The sequence below is a fragment of the Streptomyces sp. OZ13 genome, assembly GCF_052068155.1.
GTDB lineage: Bacteria > Actinomycetota > Actinomycetes > Streptomycetales > Streptomycetaceae > Streptomyces.
This window is the reverse complement of record NZ_JBQHCZ010000021.1, coordinates 44,693-61,138: the sequence shown is the minus strand read 5'-3', so window position 1 is coordinate 61,138 and position 16,446 is coordinate 44,693. Positions and strand designations below refer to the sequence as shown.

General features: G+C 71.5%; 17 protein-coding genes and 1 tRNA gene. 11 read left to right on the top strand and 7 right to left on the bottom strand.

The window, feature by feature from the left end:
* Window positions 1–88: 88 nt before the first annotated feature.
* The 4 genes from ACTMTU_RS32525 (at window position 89) to ACTMTU_RS32510 (ending at window position 2,209) form a co-directional block, all read left to right on the top strand.
* A complete protein-coding gene (locus tag ACTMTU_RS32525) occupies window positions 89–490 on the top strand; it encodes a hypothetical protein (protein WP_441267018.1) in 402 nt (133 codons plus the stop codon).
* Window positions 487–1,260, top strand: coding sequence for a transcriptional regulator (locus ACTMTU_RS32520; protein ID WP_441267017.1), 774 nt, complete (start codon window positions 487–489; stop codon window positions 1,258–1,260). Before ACTMTU_RS32525 ends, ACTMTU_RS32520 begins: the two co-directional genes overlap by 4 nt.
* A gap of 79 nt (window positions 1,261–1,339) precedes the next feature.
* Window positions 1,340–1,726 (top strand): roadblock/LC7 domain-containing protein, encoded by a 387-nt coding sequence (locus ACTMTU_RS32515; RefSeq protein WP_159691316.1) that lies wholly within the window; start codon window positions 1,340–1,342, stop codon window positions 1,724–1,726.
* A gap of 111 nt (window positions 1,727–1,837) precedes the next feature.
* A complete protein-coding gene (locus ACTMTU_RS32510; protein ID WP_364591817.1) occupies window positions 1,838–2,209 on the top strand; it encodes a hypothetical protein in 372 nt (123 codons plus the stop codon).
* An 8-nt stretch (window positions 2,210–2,217) separates the two neighbouring features.
* On the opposite strand, the gene ACTMTU_RS32505 is transcribed toward ACTMTU_RS32510, so the two are convergent.
* From ACTMTU_RS32505 to ACTMTU_RS32495, 3 genes are all read right to left on the bottom strand, one after another.
* Window positions 2,218–2,781, bottom strand: coding sequence for a hypothetical protein (locus ACTMTU_RS32505; protein ID WP_441267016.1), 564 nt, complete (start codon window positions 2,779–2,781; stop codon window positions 2,218–2,220).
* 101 nt (window positions 2,782–2,882) lie between these two features.
* Complete coding sequence (locus ACTMTU_RS32500; protein WP_441267015.1) at window positions 2,883–3,719, bottom strand: MurR/RpiR family transcriptional regulator; 837 nt, start codon at window positions 3,717–3,719, stop codon at window positions 2,883–2,885.
* A gap of 103 nt (window positions 3,720–3,822) precedes the next feature.
* On the bottom strand, window positions 3,823–4,227 hold the full coding sequence (locus tag ACTMTU_RS32495) for a glyoxalase (protein ID WP_441267014.1): 405 nt from the start codon (window positions 4,225–4,227) through the stop codon (window positions 3,823–3,825).
* Window positions 4,228–4,378: 151 nt separating this feature from the next.
* On the opposite strand from ACTMTU_RS32495, the gene ACTMTU_RS32490 reads away from it, so the two are divergent.
* Window positions 4,379–4,795, top strand: a complete 417-nt coding sequence (locus tag ACTMTU_RS32490; protein ID WP_441267013.1) for a hypothetical protein — start codon at window positions 4,379–4,381, stop codon at window positions 4,793–4,795.
* Between the two features lie 341 nt (window positions 4,796–5,136).
* Here the strand turns inward: ACTMTU_RS32490 and ACTMTU_RS32485 are convergent, their stop codons facing one another.
* Window positions 5,137–6,522, bottom strand: a complete 1,386-nt coding sequence (locus ACTMTU_RS32485) for a cystathionine beta-synthase (protein ID WP_441267012.1) — start codon at window positions 6,520–6,522, stop codon at window positions 5,137–5,139.
* A 182-nt stretch (window positions 6,523–6,704) separates the two neighbouring features.
* On the opposite strand from ACTMTU_RS32485, the gene ACTMTU_RS32480 reads away from it, so the two are divergent.
* The 3 genes from ACTMTU_RS32480 to ACTMTU_RS32470 all read left to right on the top strand — a co-directional run bounded on the left by ACTMTU_RS32480 (window position 6,705) and on the right by ACTMTU_RS32470 (window position 10,600).
* Complete coding sequence (locus tag ACTMTU_RS32480) at window positions 6,705–7,724, top strand: SGNH/GDSL hydrolase family protein (protein WP_441267075.1); 1,020 nt, start codon at window positions 6,705–6,707, stop codon at window positions 7,722–7,724.
* Window positions 7,725–8,022: 298 nt separating this feature from the next.
* A complete protein-coding gene (locus tag ACTMTU_RS32475; RefSeq protein ID WP_441267011.1) occupies window positions 8,023–9,243 on the top strand; it encodes an acetyl-CoA C-acetyltransferase in 1,221 nt (406 codons plus the stop codon).
* 469 nt (window positions 9,244–9,712) lie between these two features.
* Window positions 9,713–10,600, top strand: a complete 888-nt coding sequence (locus ACTMTU_RS32470) for a hypothetical protein (RefSeq protein WP_441267074.1) — start codon at window positions 9,713–9,715, stop codon at window positions 10,598–10,600.
* A gap of 68 nt (window positions 10,601–10,668) precedes the next feature.
* Here ACTMTU_RS32470 and ACTMTU_RS32465 read toward each other — a convergent pair whose 3' ends face one another.
* Window positions 10,669–10,992, bottom strand: a complete 324-nt coding sequence (locus ACTMTU_RS32465; RefSeq protein WP_441267010.1) for a hypothetical protein — start codon at window positions 10,990–10,992, stop codon at window positions 10,669–10,671.
* Between the two features lie 98 nt (window positions 10,993–11,090).
* On the opposite strand from ACTMTU_RS32465, the gene ACTMTU_RS32460 reads away from it, so the two are divergent.
* Entirely contained in the window at window positions 11,091–11,321 is a 231-nt protein-coding gene (locus ACTMTU_RS32460; RefSeq protein ID WP_189469493.1) for a DUF4287 domain-containing protein, read from the top strand.
* Window positions 11,322–11,407: 86 nt separating this feature from the next.
* Here ACTMTU_RS32460 and ACTMTU_RS32455 read toward each other — a convergent pair whose 3' ends face one another.
* The gene (locus tag ACTMTU_RS32455) at window positions 11,408–12,283 is read right to left on the bottom strand and encodes a Bax inhibitor-1/YccA family protein (protein ID WP_441267009.1); all 876 of its coding nucleotides are present in this window, start codon (window positions 12,281–12,283) and stop codon (window positions 11,408–11,410) included.
* Between the two features lie 164 nt (window positions 12,284–12,447).
* A tRNA-Leu gene (locus tag ACTMTU_RS32450) sits at window positions 12,448–12,529 on the bottom strand.
* A gap of 365 nt (window positions 12,530–12,894) precedes the next feature.
* Between ACTMTU_RS32450 and ACTMTU_RS32445 the strand changes: the two genes are divergently transcribed.
* Both ACTMTU_RS32445 and ACTMTU_RS32440 read left to right on the top strand, forming a co-directional pair.
* Window positions 12,895–13,665, top strand: a complete 771-nt coding sequence (locus ACTMTU_RS32445; protein ID WP_441267008.1) for an ABC transporter ATP-binding protein — start codon at window positions 12,895–12,897, stop codon at window positions 13,663–13,665.
* Window positions 13,666–13,874: 209 nt separating this feature from the next.
* On the top strand, window positions 13,875–16,412 hold the full coding sequence (locus ACTMTU_RS32440) for an ABC transporter permease (protein WP_441267007.1): 2,538 nt from the start codon (window positions 13,875–13,877) through the stop codon (window positions 16,410–16,412).
* Window positions 16,413–16,446 lie beyond the last annotated feature (34 nt).

Genomic DNA, 16,446 nt, shown 5'->3' with positions numbered 1-16,446 from the left:
AAGTCCCCCCAACGGGTGGCACGTTGCGTAACCTCTCCGTCACTGCCGCGTTCATGCGCGGCACACCGAGGCGGGGAGGGGAGTCCGCGTGCCCGGAATCGACGAGTGTCTGCTGCAAGCCATGGTGGTGCCCGGGGCCCGGGGGGCCGCGATCGTGGACTGGACCAGCGGTCTCGCCCTCGGCAGCATCGGGGAGACCCCCGGCGGCGACCACGAGGCGACCGCGGCGGAGACCGCCGAACTTGCCAGGATGGCCGCCGAGTACCCGACCTTCGCGCCCGAGGAGGAAGCGGCACCGGACGGCGCCAAGGGCTTACCCGTCGAGGACCTCATCGTCACCACACGCACCGGGTACCACGTGGTGCGCTTCGTGGAGACCACGTTCGACAGCAGTGTGTTCCTGCACATCTGGCTCGACCGGGAGACCGGGAACCTGGCGCTCGCCCGGCTGCGCCTCGCGGACCTCGCAGAGCGGCTGGTCCTCGGATGACCGCAGCGCCCACGGCCGTCTCCCCCATGCTCCTCAGGCTGGCGGAGGAGCGGGCCACCGGCGTCCTCGTCCGTGACCACGGCGCCCTCTACCTCGCGGACGGGCAGGTCGTGCACGCGGAGAGCCCGGCCGCACCCGGCGTCGAGGTGTTGCTGACCGCCGGCGGCCGGCTGGCCCCCGAGGGCTGGCAGGAGGCCGTTGCGAAGGCGGGCGCCCGCCGCGAGGTGGCCCGCTTCCTCGTCGAGAGCGGCCAGGTCGCCGGCGGAGAGATGGAGATCTGCCACCTCGGCGCCCTCCACGACGCGGCGTTCTTCGCCCTGGCGCCCGGCAGCGGGCCGACCCGCTTCCGCTACGGCGTCGCCCACTGGATCGGCGCCGTACGTCCCGTGCCGGCCGTGGCGGTCGCCCGGGAGGCACGCCGGCGGCGCGGACTCCTCGACTCCGTGTGGCCGCACTCCGAGGTGGACACCGCGCCCCTGCGGTGCCGCCCGCCCGACCACGGCGCGACGGCCACCCCCCGGCAGCGGGCGTTGCTGGAGCTCGCGGACGGTGTGCGCACGCCGTCGGCGATCGCCCGGGCGGTCGGGCGGCCCGCGTTCAACACCCTGCTCGAAGTACGGCGGATGGCCGCCGCGGGGCTCGTCGAGACACCGTCGGACCCCGCCGCACCCGATCCGGCCCCACTGCCCGCCTGGGTCGCCGATTTCGCCGTCGACCCGGACATCGCCCTGCTACGCCGGCTCCGCGACGCTCTGGAGGCAAGCCTGTGACACACCGCACGACCCACCGGGCCCTGCGCACACCGTCATGAGGCGCGCCCTGAGGCTGCGCGCCGAGAGGAGACAGCTCATGACGGCCGAGACCGAGGTGCTCGGTGAACTCAAGAGGCTGCGCGCCCGCGTGCCGCAGCTGACCGGCGGGCTCGCCGCGAGCGTCGACGGCCTGGTGCTGGCTGCGGACACGGAGGAGGCGGAGAGCGTCGCCGCGCTCACCGCCGCCGCGCTCGGCGTCGCGCTGCGGCTCACCGAGGCCACCGGGCAGGGCGGCTTCAAGGAGCTGCTCGTCCGGGGCGAGGCGGGCTACGTCGCCACCTACGCGGCCGGCTCGTCGGCCGTGCTCACCGTCCTGGCCGAGCCACGCATCAACGTGGGCCGGCTCCATCTCGAGGCCCGTCGTGCCGGCGCCCGTATCGGGGCGCTGGTGGACGCCGCCCTCGAACGACCGGAGAACGCCTGACACATGGCCGCCACTCCCGAAGAACCAGTACCCGCACGAGCCCCTCGCACCACCCGATCCACCCGCACCACCGCGAGAACAACCAACCGACGGAAGGAAAGTGCGCCTGCCATGGCCAACACCGAAACAGCGCTGAAGGAAGCCATCACCATCGAGGGCGCCATCGGCGCCGCACTCGTCGACTACACCAGCGGCATGGCGCTGGGCACCATCGGCGGCGGCAAGGAATTCGACCTCACCGTGGCCGCGGCCGGAAACACGGACGTGGTCCGTTCCAAGGTGCGCACGATGGAGCACCTCGGGCTCAAGGACGAGATCGAGGACATCCTCATCACCCTCGGCACGCAGTACCACCTGATCCGCCTGATGAAGGGCCGTGGCGCCAACGGTCTCTTCCTCTACCTGGCGCTGGACAAGGATCGCGCGAACCTGGCGATGGCCCGCCACCAGTTGAAGAAGATCGAGGCCGAACTGGACGTCTGAGCCGTCCCTCAGCGCCGGCGCCGCGCCCCTCCGGGCGCGGCGTCGCCGGCGGCGATGCCGGTGGTACGGAAGCCCTCGGTCTGCTTGCCGGCCGGCCCCTTGGCCAACCGGTCCGTGGGCAGCCACAACAGCGTCTCCGTCGCGCGTTCACGCCGGCCCAGCCACACGGCCTTGAGCCACAGGCCGGTTCCCGCACCTGCGAGCACCGCACCGCCCGCGGCAGGCAGCACGAGCGAACTCGCCACGGCGGCCAGGAAGGCGAGCAGCAGCCACCAGCGCCGCGGCCGCCGCACCACCCGCAGCGTCACCCGGCTGTCCTGGAGGACGTCGTGCCGGCCGGCACGGGTCGCGCTGTCCGCGAGATGCGTGTACCGGCGGCGGCGTACGAGAGCGACCACGGCGGCGGTGACCAGGAACAGCGCCGCCCCGGCCAGGACCCCGATGCGACGCCCGGTGAGTCCGGGAAGCAACAGCCCGGTCCCGGCGGCCAGGACCCCCAGCCACCACAGGGGCGCCGCCCCGGCTCTCACGACCACCGCCACCCGCGCCAGCGACTGCGTCCCGCGCCCCACGTCCGTGCTCCCTCCGGCAGATCCGATCCGTGGGCGCGGAGGTTAGCGGCCGTACATGAGTACCGTCTGAGAAACAGGGGCGGAATTCGGTCCGGTACGGCTCATTCCGCGAACAGGCCGCGTTCCGCCGCCTGCACGTCGAAGTCCTCCAGGCGCGCCTGCGCGTCCGGCAGACCGTCGCACATGGCCTCCAGAAGGACCCTCCCCAGCAGCATCGGCGCGCACGCGGTGTCGAAGGCCAGTCCGGTGCCGACGGCGGCCGGGATCAGCAGGTCGCTGTGGGCGGCGACCGGGGCGAACGCCGAATCGGCGACCGTCACCACCGTCAGACCGGCGGAGCGGGCGTACGCCAGTGCCTCCACGACCTCCTTGGGGTGGCGCGGCAGGGCGAAGCAGAGCAGCGCGCTCGCGCCCGCCCGCCGCGCCGCGTCGACGCGGTCGAGGAGCATCGAACCGCCCTCGTCGAGGAGCCGTACGTCCGGGTGCACCTTGGCGGCGAAGTAGGCGAAGCCTCTGGCCTGCGACGACGCGGCGCGCAGGCCCAGCACCGGCAGCGGCCGTGACGCCGCCAGCAGCCGGCCGGCCCGCTCCACGGGCGCCGGCTCCGCGAGCATGGCGGCCAGGTGCTGCAGGTTCTCGATCTCGGCCCGCACGGCCTGCTGGTACTCGTTGTACGCGTCGCCGGTGTCGGGTGTCTCCGGTGGGACGACCTCGCGCAGATGCCTTCTCAGCGCGGGATAACCGTCGAAACCGAGCGCGACGGCGAAGCGGGTGACGGACGGCTGGCTGACGCCGGCCAGCTCCGCGAGCTCCACGCTGGACAGGAACGGCACGTCCGCGGCACGACGGACCATGCAGTGTGCGATGCGGCGCTGGGTGGGGGTGAGCCGGTGCCCCTCGAACAGCTGCTGCAGTCGTGCGGCAGGGCTGTCGCTCATGCCATCCCCCTCGTCCGGCCCGCTCGCCGGTCGTCCTATTCACTCACCATGAACTCTGCATGACGATATGCAGACCGGGCAAGACGAGGCGCACGGAAGCCGTTCAGGACGCGGCCCGCGGCTCCATGAACTCCAGCCTGTTGCCGACGTTGTCGTGGGCGCAGAAGCGGTCGTGGCCGGGGAATTCGCCGTCCCACGTCACCTCGTGTCCGCACTCCTCCAGCCGCTCCGCGAGGGCGCGCAGCGAACGGACGAGAATGCCGGGGTGCGCCTTGCGGGCGGGTGCGAAGTCCTGCTCGACACCGAGGTGGACCTCGAGACCGCCGCCGCGGAACCAGCAGCCGCCGCGGGCGGCCAGCACCGGGGGCTTCTCCAGCTCGGTCATGCCCAGCACGTCGCCCCAGAACCGGCGGCAGAGGTCCTCCGACCCCGGCGGGACGGCCAGCTGGACGTGGTGCAGGCCGCCGAGGACGTACTCGGCGGTCGGTGCGGTGCTCTCTGTGCTCATGGTCGCCTCCCCCTGCGAACCGGCCTGCGTCCGACGGCAGTCCGACCTCACATGCTGTCACAGCACGACGGCCCGTTCCCGTTGTCCCCGGGGTGAAGAGGGGGGCCAGCCCCAATGACCCGGCGGCCCGCCCGGCCGTAGCTTCGGTCCCATGGAAGCCCGCGACCCTGAGCTCAAGAAGGAGCTCGACGCCACCCTCCACGCCCGGCGCGAACTGGGCGAGGAGTACGACTCCGCGCTCGTCGAATCCTTCCTGGAGAAGGTCGAGGAGCGGCTCGACACCACGGTCGACCGCCGTGTCAGGCGCCGGCTGGCCGAGCAGCGGACGACCGCCGCCCGCAGCCCGGGCCGGCAGCGGTCCGCGGACAACTTCGGGGAGCGCTTCGGCTTCGGCATCATCACGATGGTCCTGGCCGTCCCGCTCTCCGCGATCGGCGTCGCCAACGCGGACCTGCCCGGTCTGGTCGTCACCTGGCTCGGCATCGTCGGGGTGAACGTGGCCCACGCCGCCCACGGGTTGCCGTGGCAGCGCAGGTCGCGGAGCACCGGTTCCGCCTGGGAGGACTGAGCGGCCGTCACCGCGCGCGGGCCGGCCGGCGCACAGGGCGCGAAGACTGTGCGCGGGGACCGCCGCACCCCCTGCCCGAGGGCCGGGGGGCGGGACGACGGCGGTCCCCGCGAGGGACACGGGCCGGGTCAGGACCGGTCCCCGTGTCCGGGGCGTCCTGGGAGTCCGGGAGCCGCTCCGGAAGTCCTGTGACGCCGCCAGTGGTGCCGGCCGGGGTACCTGCCCGGTCTCCCTGCCGACATCCACCAATGTGCCGTACGCGTGTTAAGCGGGTGCTGCGCGTACGTGACGCGCTCGTACCGATTGCGCGACAGACGTCCGCAAACTGCTTGTCCGGCGGGCTACTTGGCGCCCTTGGCGAGGAACGCCAGCAGGTCCTGACGGCTCACCACGCCGGTGGGCTTGCCCTCGACCAGCACGATCGCCGCGTCCGCCGTCCCGAGCACCGACATCAGGTCGCCGACCGGTTCGCCGGAGCCTACCTGCGGCAGCGGTGCGGACATGTGCTTCTCCAAGGGGTCGCCGAGCGACGCGCGCTGGGTGAACAGGGCGTCCAGCAGCTCCCGCTCGACCACCGAGCCGATGACCTCCGCGGCCATCACGTCCGGGTGGCCGGCGCCCGGCTTGACGATCGGCATCTGGGAGACGCCGTACTCGCGCAGCACCTCGATGGCCTGGCCGACGGTCTCCTCCGGGTGCATGTGCACCAGGCTGGGGATGCCGCCGTGCTCCTTGTCGCGCAGCACGTCGCCGACGTTCGCGACGCCCTCGCCCTCCAGGAAGCCGTAGTCGGCCATCCACTCGTCGTTGAAGATCTTGCTCAGGTAGCCGCGGCCGCTGTCCGGCAGCAGGACGACGACGATGTCGTCGGGGCCGAGGCGCTCCGCGACCCGCAGCGCGGCGACGACCGCCATGCCGCAGGAGCCGCCCACCAGGAGGCCCTCCTCCTTGGCGAGCCGGCGCGTCATCTGGAAGGAGTCCTTGTCGGACACGGCGACGATCTCGTCGGTCACGGTCCGGTCGTACGCGGAGGGCCAGAAGTCCTCGCCGACGCCCTCGACGAGATAAGGACGGCCGGAGCCGCCGGAGTAGACGGAGCCCTCGGGGTCCGCGCCGACGATCCTGACCTTGCCGTCACTGACCTCCTTCAGGTACCGACCGGTGCCGGAGATCGTGCCGCCGGTACCGACGCCCGCGACGAAGTGCGTGATCCGCCCGTCCGTCTGGTCCCACAGCTCGGGCCCGGTGGTCTCGTAGTGGGAGCGTGGGTTGTTGGGGTTGGAGTACTGGTCCGGCTTCCAGGCGCCCGGCGTCTCGCGCACCAGCCGGTCGGAGACGTTGTAGTACGAGTCCGGGTGCTCCGGGTCGACGGCCGTGGGGCAGACGACGACCTCGGCACCGTAGGCGCGCAGCACGTTGATCTTGTCCGTGGACACCTTGTCCGGGCAGACGAAGATGCACTTGTAGCCCTTCTGCTGGGCCACGATGGCAAGTCCGACGCCGGTGTTGCCGCTGGTCGGCTCGACGATGGTGCCGCCGGGCCGGAGCGCGCCGCTCTCCTCGGCCGCCTCGATCATCCGCAGGGCGATCCGGTCCTTCACCGACCCGCCGGGGTTGAAGTACTCGACCTTGGCCAGGACCGTCGCCGAAATGCCTGCGGTCACGCTGTTCAGCTTCACCAGCGGGGTGTCGCCGACCAGGCTGATCATCGAATTGTGGATACGCACAATGTTCTCCGGGGTCTCCGTGATGGTTCGCCCAGCGTAAGCGGGCGGCCGCGGGATTGGGCGACGGTCGCTACGGGGCAGTTAGCTCTTGGAAGGCGACGAAGCCTGCGAGGGCCGCAGCACACGAGGCTGCGGCCCCGGTGGGTTGCGAGGAGGTGGCACGGACTGTGTCGAGAGCGAGGGTGGCGCGGCGCATCGCGGCCGGCGCGGCATACGGCGGGGGCAGCATCGGGCTGCTCGGGGCGGCGGCGGTGGGCCTGGTGCTGGCCGAGGTCCAGCTGGCCAAACGCACGGTCGGCGGGGGCCGGGCACCCATCCCTCCGCGCGGCGACGGGCTCTACGGGCTGGCCTTCGGCCGGGAGAACCCGCTGCATCTCGGCGTCCTCGGCGACTCGACCGCGGCCGGCCAGGGTGTGCGCAGGGCCGGCCAGACTCCGGGGGCGCTGCTGGCGTCCGGGCTGGCGGCGGTGGCGGAGCGGCCGGTGGAGGTCCGCAACATCGCACTGCCCGGGGCGCGGTCCGACGACCTCGAGCGGCAGGTCACGCAACTGCTCGCGGACCGGTCGAGGACCCCGGACGTGTGCGTGATCATGATCGGCGCCAACGACGTCACCCACCGGATGCCGCCGACGGAGTCAGTGCGCTACCTGGCCGCCGCCGTCCGCAGACTGCGGACGGCGGGCGCTGAGGTGGTCGTCGGCACCTGCCCCGACCTCGGGACGATCGAGCCGGTCTACCAGCCGCTGCGCTGGATGGCCCGCCGCGTGAGCCGCCAGCTGGCCGCGGCGCAGACGATCGTGGTGGTCGAGCAGGGCGGGCGGACGGTCTCGCTGGGCGATCTGCTCGGCCCGGAGTTCGCGGCGAACCCGCGGGAGATGTTCGGGGTGGACAGCTACCACCCGTCGGCGGAGGGCTACGCGACGGCGGCCATGGCGATGCTGCCGACGCTGTGCGCGGTGCTCGGCCTGTGGCCGGAGACCGACGTGCTGGACGCGGACCGGGACGAGGACATGCTGCCGGTGGCCCGGGCGGCCGCGACGGCGGCTTCCGAGGCGGGCACGGAGGTCACGGGCGCCCGCGCGCCCTGGGCCCTGCTCAAGCACCGCCGTCGCCGCCGTCTGCCTCCGGCCGCGGAGACCTCGGCCCCCGCCACCACGACGCACGCCGAGCCCGCCAGGGGTCACGCGGGCCCCGCGCACTGATCGGCCGGGCGCCCGGACCTGCCGTACGCGCTGCTTCAGCGGTGTACGGCAGGTCCTTGCGTACGCGGCCTCGCCGCGTGTCGGCAGGACCCGCGGGAGGCGGGGCCGATGGGGGCGGAATCCGGGCGGAGTATCGGTTTCGGGGCCGTCCTCGGCGGGGAAGGGCAAGCCGGGAAGGGGCATAAGCAAGCGCCCGCTTAGAAAAGAGGCCCGCATCACACCATCCGCGCAGTGACCCGCGCGGTACGTACGGGTAACTTCCCAACCAGCCCTTCCGTCTTCCCCTCATGGAGCCGTGATGCCCGAAGCCGTGATCGTCTCTGCCGCCCGTTCCCCGATCGGCCGGGCCTTCAAGGGCTCGCTCAAGGACGTCCGCCCGGACGACCTGACCGCCGAGATCATCAAGGCCGCCCTCGCCAAGGTGCCCGAGCTCGACCCGCGTGACATCGACGACCTGATGCTCGGCTGCGGCCTCCCCGGCGGCGAGCAGGGCAACAACCTGGGCCGCATCGTGGCCGTGCAGATGGGGATGGACCACCTCCCCGGCTGCACCGTCACCCGCTACTGCTCCTCCTCGCTCCAGACGTCCCGGATGGCGCTGCACGCCATCAAGGCCGGCGAGGGCGACGTCTTCATCTCGGCGGGTGTCGAGACGGTGTCCCGCTTCGTGAAGGGCAACTCCGACAGCCTGCCGGACACGCACAACCCGTTCTTCGCCGAGGCGGAGGCCCGCACGGCCGCCGTCGCGGAGTCCGAGGGCTCCACGTGGCACGACCCGCGCGAGGACGGCCTGGTGCCGGACGCGTACATCGCGATGGGGCAGACCGCGGAGAACCTGGCCCGCCTCAAGGGCATCACCCGCCAGGACATGGACGAGTTCGGCGTCCGCTCGCAGAACCTCGCGGAGGAAGCCATCAAGAACGGCTTCTGGGAGCGTGAGATCACCCCGGTGACCACGCCCGACGGCACGGTCGTCAGCAAGGACGACGGTCCGCGCGCCGGAGTCACCCTCGAGGGCGTCCAGGGCCTGAAGCCCGTCTTCCGCCCCGACGGCCTGGTCACCGCCGCGAACTGCTGCCCGCTGAACGACGGCGCCGCCGCGCTCGTCATCATGAGCGACACCAAGGCCCGCGAGCTGGGCCTCACGCCGCTCGCCCGGATCGTCTCCACCGGCGTCTCCGGCCTCTCCCCCGAGATCATGGGCCTCGGCCCGGTCGAGGCGTCCAAGCAGGCCCTGCGGCGCGCCGGCCTGACCACGTCGGACATCGACCTGGTCGAGATCAACGAGGCGTTCGCCGCGCAGGTCATCCCCTCGTACCGCGACCTCGGCTTCGACCTGGACAAGGTCAACGTCAACGGCGGCGCGATCGCGGTCGGCCACCCCTTCGGCATGACCGGCGCGCGGATCACGGGCACGCTGATCAACAGCCTCCAGTTCCACGACAAGCAGTTCGGCCTCGAGACGATGTGCGTGGGCGGCGGCCAGGGCATGGCGATGGTCATCGAGCGGCTGAGCTGAGCCGTAGCGGAGGGTAGGGGTCGCCCGAGGAACGAGGGCGGCACCTGCCCGCAGCGGCGGCGAAGCGAACGCGACCCGACAACGCCGGCGGCTGAGCCGAGCCGTAGCGGAGGGTAGGGGTCGCCCGAGGAACGAGGGCGGCACCTGCCCGCAGCGGTGGCGAAGCGAACGCGACCCGACAACGCCGGCGGCTGAGCCGAACCGAATCGGTCAGGGCCGTGGTGAGCGGCCGGGCCCGGTCCGGGACGCTGCCGTGGATCTCAGTTCGTGACTGAATCTCCCCCAGGATGTGACCTATCTCCTGGGGGAGACGCCTTTTTGCAGGTCAGGGCCGATCCGCCGGTAAACGCCGGGCACAAAGTCCTGTCCAATTGGTGACGTAATGCACTGACAGAGTGCGCGGGTTCATCGCAAGCTGATGTAGAAGTCGGGGGATCCGATTGAAACCGGGAGTAAGTCAGTGAGCGCCATGTCTCTTGCCCTGCTGCTGACCACGGCCGCCGCCACGGCCGTGGGCGCCGCTGCCCTGCACGCCGCCCACGGGCTCCGTAAGCAGGTGGCCGCCCTGCGCAGCGAGCTCGCCGAGGCGTCCGGGCCGGCCCGGACCGCCTCCGTACCCCAGGCCCGCACCAGTGATGCCGCCGAGATACGCGCGGCCGTCGCCGAGGCGCTCGCCGAGGAACGGGAGCGCGAGCTGGCCGAGGCGCGGGCCTTCTGGGCCGCGCAGGAGGCGCGTGACGCCGCGGACGCCTCCGCCCGCTACTCCGGCGAGGGCTCCGGTTCCGCGTCGGGGTCCGCGCTCGGCGGTCTGTCGGGCATCGGCGACGAGATCCCGCCGTTCTACGTCCCGCGCCAGGCCGACTTCGTGGGCCTGGAGTCCATGGGCCTCGAGTCGACGGACCTGGAGTCGCTGGATCTGGACGGCGTCGACGGGCTCGACGAGATGGCCGACCTCCCCGAGGTCACCGAGTTCGCTGAGGACTCCCCCGAGCTGGCCGCCGCCCGCCGCCGGCACCCTTCCCACCCGGACTTCGTGCCGGTCCAGACGCCTGTCGTCACCGACCATGAGCGCACCGTGTCGAAGCTCGAGGAGCTGGCGGAGACGGGCATCGAGCTCGCGGACGTCCGCCCCGGCCCGCTGGGCACCCTGGACGTCTACGTCTTCGCCGACGGCACGACCCTGTGCATGACCCCGGGCCACCGGGAGACCGCTGAGCGCCTCGCGGACGCGCTGCGCGCGGGCACCGCGCCGGTGCTGCTGGGCGGTTCCGGTGTGTCGGGCGCGTACGCCCTGACGTTCTCCTGCGGCGACGAGAGCGTGTACATCCTCGCCGACCGCGTGATCGCCTCCCACTGAGCCACCGAGCCGCCGAGCCCGGCCGCTCGCCCGCCCGCCCCCGGATCCCGGGGGCGCCGACCGGAGGGCTACAGCCCCGAGCGGTCGGCGGCGGACCGCACCAGCGCGATCGCCTCGTCCACTTCCCTTGACGCGTCCGGCACCGGCCGAAGCGCTTCGGCCAGATCGTGGGCGGCCACCATCAGCTGGTCCGCGACCGCGAACACTCCCGCGTCGGGCATGATCCTCGGCTCCGGTCCGGGCTCCTCGATCCGCTGCGCCCTTTCCGCGAGTTCCCTGGCCAGGGCCAGTGCCTCAGCCGCCGCGCCCCGCTGGAGCCGGCTCTGCGGCGCGGCCCGCAGACGGTCCGCGAAGCGGTCCGCCGCGGCGATCAGTCCCGTCGTATCAAGCACGCCGCGACCCTACGCGCCCTCCCGGGACTGTTGCCAATACGCGCACGCTCAGGCACGGTGGCGTGAAGAGCACACGCGCAATGCGTCCGGAGGCGCCGATGTCCCAAGTCTTCTCCGAACAGACCCACCGAAATCTGCTCTCCCGAATCCCCGAGTGCACCGGTCGTGACATCTCCGACTGGCTCCGCACCGTCGACGAAGGACCGTCTCTCTTCAATTTCGAGGAGAAGGTCAGCTGGCTCCGGGGCGAACACAACCTCGCGTACGGACATGCGAAAGCGATCATCCACGAGTACGACCTGAGGCGGGCCGCGCGCAAGCTGCTCTAGTGGCCTCAGGTGCCGCACACGAGGAAGGGCCCGCAGGCAGTGCCTGCGGGCCCTTCGTGCGACCGGTGTCCCGGCCGCCGCGCCGACTAGTCGTCGCCGCTGAAGATGGCCACCAGACGCAGCATCTCCAGGTAGATCCACACCAGGGTCACGGTCAGGCCGAAGGCGGCCAGCCAGGACTCCTGGCGCGGCGCGCCGTAGGTGATGCCGTCCTCGATCTCCTTGAAGTTCAGGGTGAGGAAGAAGCAGCCGATCAGGATGGCCAGGATGCCGACGACCGCGCCGAGCGGCCCGAAGCTGCGCAGACCGCCGTCCTCGGCGACGCCGAAGACCACGAGCAGCAGGTTCACCGCCATCACGGCGATGAAGGCGATCGCGATGGTCATACCGATGCGGGCGTACCGCGCGGTGACCCGGATCCAGCGCTGCTTGTACACGAACAGCATGGCGCCGGTGACGGCCATGGTGCCGAGCACCGCCTGGAAGGGCGCACCGTCCCACCGGCTGTTGTACATCTCGCTGATCACGCCGAGGAAGATGCCCTCGAAGGCGGCGTAGCTCAGGATCAGCGCGGGCGACGGGGTGCGCTTGAAGGACTGGACGATCGCGAGGACGAAGGCCACGAGCGCCGAGCCGATGGCGATGCCGTAGCTGCTGGGGGAAACCGGCAGGACGGCCCAGGCGAGGACCGCACCGAGAACCACGGTGCCCAGCGTCATGCCGGTGCGCGTGACGACGTCGTCCATCGTCATGGCGTCCGTGCGGACGGGCGCCGGGGCGCCGTACTGGGTGTCCGTGGGGGCGTAGGGGTTGGTCGCGTAAGGGTTGCCGGCGCCCTGGGCGTAGGGGTTCGTTCCTACGGCGGGGCCCCCGGCCTGCGGCTGCTGCTGCGCGTTGAAGCCGGCGTAGCCGTTGTCACGGCTGAACCCCCGTCGCGAGAAGACCGGGTTGCTGCTCCTCATCTCACTCCTCCTTGGCCACCGTGCGCGGCCTAGAAGTCAAGAGTAATGCGGAAGCAAAGCGAACACTCTAGTGCTCGGGGAGGATCTTTCCGGGATCGTGACAGTGGAGCACGGCACAGGGCTCCACAGAGGGTGACCGTGTGCCGGGCGGTGGGGCGTCGAGGTGCCCGGAGCCGGACTCGAACCGGCACGCCCCGAGGGGCAGCGAGGTTTAAGCTCGCCGTGTCTGCATTCCACCACCCGGGCGTGGCGCGAGGGCTCCGCGTTGGCACCCGAGCCTATCGGTGCAGATCGACTCGCCATCGGGGCGATGGCCCGATCTTGTCTTGTTCCATTGGCTCCTGAGGGAGCGTCAGGCCAGGTCGGGGTGTGTGCGCACCCCCCTCGTACCGCCTGCGACCGCTGCCCCGAGCCCCTGGGAATGACGTAAAAGCGCCCTCTCGGGTCCCCCTCGTCTCTCAGGGGCGCCGTCATACCCAAGGAGGAGGAGCGGGCCGCCCGGTCCGACCGGAGAGGGCCCCGGGAACGGGCACCGGGACTGACGATTCCCGGCGCCGGCGCGTACAGGATGGTGGAGTCAGCACGGCACACCCCCGACAGGAGCTCCCCTCGTGACCACCACCCCCATCGCTCACCGCGCCACCGCCGTGGCCGCCCGCGCCACGGACCTGTCCAAGGTGTACGGACAGGGCGAGACCCAGGTGGTCGCGCTGAACCATGTGAGCGTCGACTTCCGGCAGGCCGAGTTCACCGCGATCATGGGCCCGTCCGGCTCCGGCAAGTCGACGCTGATGCACTGCGTCGCCGGTCTGGACTCCTTCAGCTCCGGCTCCGTGCGCATCGGCGAGACCGAGCTCGGCAGCCTGAAGGACAAGCAGCTCACACAGCTGCGCCGCGACAAGATCGGCTTCATCTTCCAGGCGTTCAACCTGCTGCCGACGCTGACCGCGATGGAGAACATCACGCTGCCCATGGACATCGCGGGCCGTAAGCCCGACCGGGAGTGGCTGGAGCGGGTCATCGACATGGTGGGCCTGCGCGACCGGCTCGGTCACCGGCCGACCCAGCTCTCGGGCGGCCAGCAGCAGCGCGTCGCCGTCGCCCGCGCCCTCGCCTCCCGGCCGGAGATCATCTTCGGTGACGAGCCGACCGGAAACCTCGACTCGCGGTCCGGCGCCGAGGTGCTCGGCTTCCTGCGCAACTCGGTGCGCGAGCTCGGCCAGACCGTGGTCATGGTGACCCACGACCCGGTGGCCGCCTCCTACGCCGATCGGGTGATCTTCCTGGCGGACGGCGCGATCGTCGACGAGATGATCAGCCCCACGGCCGACGGCGTCCTCGACCGGATGAAGGCCTTCGACGCCAAGGGCCGCACGAGCTGACGTCGCCGGGCCCCTACCGGCCCGTTCCCCGCCCAGGGCCGGCGCGCCCGCCCCGGGCGCTCCCGCGGCACGCCCCGGCGCCCCCGGCCGCCGCGCAGCACGCGCCCTGCCCCGCGCGCCCCCAAGACCTCACCTGTCACCGCCCGGCCCGCGGCCGGCCCCGCCGGGCCGCCCGCGAGGACGCCGGTGCCCGTTCCCAGGACACCCACATGTTCCGTACCGCCCTGCGCAATGTGCTCGCGCACAAGGCCAGGCTGCTGATGACCGTGCTCGCCGTGATGCTCGGCGTGGCCTTCGTCTCCGGCACCCTGGTCTTCACCGACACCCTCGGCAACGCCTACCGCAACCAGTCCGCCAAGAGCTACGACAAGGTCGCGGTCGCCGTGACGACCTACATCGACCCGAGCGAGGCCGCGAAGGACGCCGGCATCGACGAGAAGACCCTGGAGAGGATCCGGGACGTCGACGGTGTCGCATCCGCGGCCGGCCGGGTCTCCGGCTTCGCCGGCGTCGCCGACCAGGACGGCAAGCTCATCGGCAACGGCTGGTCCAACACCGGCGCGAACTTCGCCCCGGGCAAGGACGGCAAGGACGCCGCGTACACCTTCACCACCGGTGAGGGGCCGCGCGAGGACCGCGAGATCGCCCTCGACAAGGATTCCGCCGCCAAGGGCGGGTACAAGGTCGGCGACACCGTACGGGTGGCCACCAACGGCCCGGTGAAGGAGTACACCCTCGCCGGTGTCTTCACCACCGAGGACGGCGCGGTCAACGCGGGCGGCAGCCTGGTCCTGTTCGACACCGCCGTGGCCCAGCAGCTCTACCTTCGGCCCGGCTACTTCTCGGACGTCACCGTGACTTCCGAGGCCGGCGCCTCCGACACGAAGATCCTCGCGGCCGTGAAGCCGCTGCTGCCCAAGGACTCCGAGGCACAGACCGGCAAGGAACTGGCCGACGAGCAGGCGAAGCAGATCGAGAGCGGCCTTTCGAACATGAACACGATGCTGCTCGCGTTCGCGGCCATCGCCCTGTTCGTCGGCGTCTTCCTGATCGCCAACACCTTCACCATGCTGGTCGCCCAGCGCACCAGGGAGCTGGCGCTGCTGCGTGCCGTCGGCGCCTCCCGCCGGCAGGTCAAGCGCTCGGTGATCCTCGAGGCGCTGGTCGTCGGGGCCGTCGCCTCGGTGGTCGGCTTCGTGCTGGGCCTCGGTCTGGCGACGGGTCTGCGGTCGGCGATGAGCACCTTCGGCGCCAAGGTGCCCGCGGGACCGCTGGTCGTCTCGCCCACCGCGGTGGCCGCCGCCCTGGCCGTCGGTGTGCTGATCACGGTGCTGGCGGCATGGCTGCCCGCCCGCCGGGCCGCGAAGATCCCGCCAGTGGCGGCGATGAGCAGCGTGCACGCGGTCGCCACCACCAAGTCGCTGGTGCTGCGGAACACCATCGGCGGTGTGCTCACCCTGCTCGGCGCGGCCGCGATCGTCGCCGGCGCGGCTGCCGGCTCCGACGGCCGGACGATCATCGGCGGCGGCGCGTTCCTGGCGCTGGTCGGCATCATCGTCCTGATCCCGCTGCTGTCCCGCCCGGTGATCGCGCTGGTGCGGCCGCTGCTGCACCGTCTCTTCGGGGTGTCGGGCAAGCTCGCCGGACAGAACGCGGTGCGCAACCCGCGCCGTACGGGCGCCACTGCCTCCGCGCTGGCGATCGGTCTCACCCTGGTCACCGGGATCTCGGTGCTCGGCGCCACGATGGGCCGCGCCGTCGACCAGATGACCACGGACAACATCAGGGCCGACTACATGGTCTCGATGGCCGGCGGCGGCGCGCTGGACCGGTCGGCGCTCGACGCGATCGAGAAGGCCGAGGGCGTCAGCGCCGTCTCCCCGCAGCAGGCGTCCTCGATGGAGATCAAGGGCAACTGGCACTCGGCGTCCGCGGTCACCCCGGGCGACGTGGAGAAGGTCTTCGACCTGGAGACGGTCTCGGGCTCGCTCGCCACGCTCGGCAAGGGGCAGATCGCGGTCGACGACGACACCGCGAAGTCGAACGGCTGGAAGACCGGTGACACCCTGCCCGCCGAGTTCGGCCAGGAGGGCAAGAAGGAGACCAAGAACCTGACGGTCGGCGCCGTCTACAAGGGCAACGAGTTCCTCTCCCCGATCCTGGTCGCCACCGACGTCGTCGCCCCCTACGAGCCGAAGCCGTACATCCCCGAGATCTGGGTGACGATGGACGGCGGCGCGAGTGCGGCGAACGAGCAGGCGCTGGTCGACGCGCTGGGCGACAACCCGGCGATGAGCGTCATGGACCAGCAGGACATCCGGAACATGTTCGGCGGGTTCATCAACACGGCGCTGAACATCATGTACGGGCTGCTGGCGATGGCCCTGATCATCGCGGTGCTCGGCGTCATCAACACCTTGGCGATGTCCGTCTTCGAGCGTCAGCAGGAGATCGGCATGCTCCGGGCGATCGGCCTCGACCGCGGCAAGGTGAAGCGGATGATCCGGCTGGAGGCCGTGGTGATCTCGGTCTTCGGCGCGGTGGTCGGCATCGGTCTCGGCTCGTTCCTCGCCTGGGCGATCGGCGAGACGATCCGCAAGGAGATCCCCGGCTATGTGCTGGTCATGCCGTGGGACCGGATCGGGATCTTCCTGCTGCTGGCCGGTGTGGTCGGTGTGCTGGCGGCGCTGTGGCCGGCCCGGAGCGCGGCGAAGCTGAACATGCTGACGGCGATCAAGACCGAGTAGATGTTCCCGGGGGCGGGGCCCCGTGGGCGTGTGC